Raw genomic sequence first — 2,641 nt, 5'->3', positions numbered from 1 at the left:
GTTTTTCGCCGCCTGCAGCCAGAATTACTTCGGACTTTTTGAGCATTTTCTCAATTTTTGCTTGAGTAGACAAATCTTACACCTCCATCATTATTAGGAGAACATTTTTATATACATCCCTAACAAATAAGGATGTAAAATTTTGGATCTTGACTACTGGTACTTTTTGCCATTCATCAAGAGTTCTCCAAAATTCCTGACACTAATTATAATCAGGAACGTTCTTTTTTTCTGTTGCACAGGTCACACTTTTTTTATTATTTCTTTCACAAAAATTTCACTTCTAGATTATAACAAAAAAGTATTTTTCATCTAATTTTATTTGCCAGCAAATGAAATCTAAACAAAAAGCCACATAATTAAAAGTTTTTAATAAAAACTTTTAATTATGTGGCGCAGGCAACAGATTTTTAAGCAATATTTAACTAAAATATTGATAGTTGAAGGTTAACTATGTCCAAATTTAAAATGAACATATTATTTCCTTTATATATGGGTAATTAGCATAATAAAAAAACAGGCACACCATAAAAGATGCACCTGTTTCAATTTTAGTTATTTAGCAGCACCAATCATTGCAAGCATTGCGCCTGCAGCTACTGCGGTGCCGATAACACCAGCTACGTTCGGGCCCATAGCATGCATGAGCAGGAAGTTAGAAGGGTTAGCTTTTTGACCAACAACTTGGGATACACGTGCTGCCATCGGAACTGCGGATACACCAGCGGAACCGATAAGAGGATTGGTTTTACCACCATCCAGAACACACATGATTTTACCAAAGATAACGCCTACAAAAGTACCAGCTGCGAAAGCAACAAGACCAAGGCAGATGATCAAGATGGTTTGATAGTTCAGGAAAGATTCAGCTTTCATAGTCAAACCAGTACCAGTTGCCAGCATGATCGTTACAATGTTCATCAAAGCATTTTGCGCTGTGTCAGAAAGACGATCCAAGCAGCCAGCTTCTTTGAACAAGTTGCCCAGCATTAACATACCAATCAAGGCAGTTACAGGCGGAAGCAACAAGCTGATAACGATAGTGGTTGCAATCGGGAATACGATTTTCTCAAAACGAGTTACAGGACGCAATTGTGCCATAACAATTTTACGGTCAGCTTCGGAAGTGCAAAGTTTCATAATAGGCGGTTGGATCAAAGGAACCAACGACATATAAGAATATGCAGCTACTGCGATAGCACCTAACAGGTTAGGAGCCATTTTTGCAGCCAGGTAAATAGCAGTCGGGCCATCAGCGCCACCGATAATACCTATAGCGGATGCTTCTTGCACGGTAAATCCGAGCATCATAGCGCCCAGCAAGGAAATAAATACACCTGCTTGAGCTGCAGCGCCCAAAAGCAAAGTTTTCGGGTTTGCAATCAACGGACCAAAGTCTGTCATTGCACCTACGCCTAAGAAAATCAAAGGCGGGAAAATTTCATGGTGAATACCATAAAGAATTACCTGCATAACACCCGGTTGATCTTCGAAACCGGTTTTAGGAACGTTTGCCAGCAAACAGCCGAATGCGATCGGAGACAGCAGCAATGGTTCGAAGCCTTTACCAATAGCAAGGTACAGCAGAATGATGCCAACAAGCATCATGATAGCATTACCCATGGTGAAAGCGGAGAAACCGCTGTCATTCCATACGGATTGTAAAGCAACTACAAATGCTTCCATTTATATCCTCCCAATGTTCAATTATTTGAGAGCTTCTAGTTTCAATCACAAATAAGCTCTCTTCTAAATATAAAAGTTATTGCTTTCTTATGACGCAAATTACATTACGATCATAACGTCGCCGGTACCAACAGTTTGACCTGCGGAAACGCGAACGTCAGAAATGGTGCCGTCAGCCGGAGCCATGATCTCGTTTTGCATTTTCATTGCTTCGAGAATCATCAATACGTCGCCGGATTTAACTGCGTCGCCAGCTTTAACTTTTACTTCGAGAACTTTACCAGGCATAGGAGCAGAAATGGTTGCAGAGCCAGCAGCAACAGGTTTTGCAGCCGGAGCCGGTGCAGCAGCTTTAGGAGCGGGAGCAGCGGCAGGTGCCGGTGCAGCTTTAGGAGCAGCAGCTTTAGGAGCTGTTGCAGCAGCGCCGCCCATATCTTCAACTTCTACTTCATATGCAGTGCCGTTAACGGTAATGGTATATTTTTTCATGGATGTTAATCCTCCTTAAAATCTCGTAATAAAATAGATTAATTATTAACCCCAAATTAGAAGCATTCTTTACGTACACTAATTGCTTCAATATGAGCATTTTGTGTCCAACTTGCTTCGGGCAGACGACGTACGCAGGCTATTTGCTCTGCGGAATGACCAAGAGCAGCTACAGCTGCTGCAATAACAGCAATTACTTCACTGTCATCCTGCACAGGAGCTGCAACAGCAGCAGGTGCTGCGGCAGGTGCCGGTGCTGCTACTGGATTAGCTGTTTTTTTTTGACGAGTAGGATCTACAAAGTAGATAACTTTCATCAAGAAACCCAGCATAGCCAATACACCAAAAACTATGGTCATATTGATAGCAGCAATCAACCAAGGATTAGTAGTTACAGGACCCATTATTTCACCTCATTCTTCTTAATTAATTAAGCACTATACTGCAAGCTGCAAATTACAAAGGA

Annotated in this window: 3 protein-coding genes; all 3 read right to left on the bottom strand. The window is 41.4% G+C overall.

Annotation, left to right across the window (positions count from 1 at the left end; translation table 11 throughout):
- Nucleotides 1–555: 555 nt before the first annotated feature.
- Entirely contained in the window at nt 556–1,686 is a 1,131-nt protein-coding gene (locus tag C8D73_RS11130) for a sodium ion-translocating decarboxylase subunit beta (protein ID WP_113078242.1), read from the bottom strand.
- A 99-nt stretch (nt 1,687–1,785) separates the two neighbouring features.
- Nucleotides 1,786–2,175 carry a biotin/lipoyl-containing protein gene (locus C8D73_RS11125; protein ID WP_113078241.1) on the bottom strand — a complete coding sequence of 130 codons (390 nt, stop codon included), beginning with the start codon at nt 2,173–2,175 and terminating at the stop codon, nt 1,786–1,788.
- A 56-nt stretch (nt 2,176–2,231) separates the two neighbouring features.
- Nucleotides 2,232–2,579 carry an OadG family protein gene (locus C8D73_RS11120; protein ID WP_113078240.1) on the bottom strand — a complete coding sequence of 116 codons (348 nt, stop codon included), beginning with the start codon at nt 2,577–2,579 and terminating at the stop codon, nt 2,232–2,234.
- Between the last annotated feature and the right edge of the window lie 62 nt (nt 2,580–2,641).

Origin of the sequence: Phascolarctobacterium faecium DSM 14760 (assembly GCF_003269275.1) — a bacterium.
Taxonomy (GTDB): domain Bacteria; phylum Bacillota; class Negativicutes; order Acidaminococcales; family Acidaminococcaceae; genus Phascolarctobacterium; species Phascolarctobacterium faecium.
This window is presented reverse-complemented; position numbering and strand designations above follow the sequence as displayed.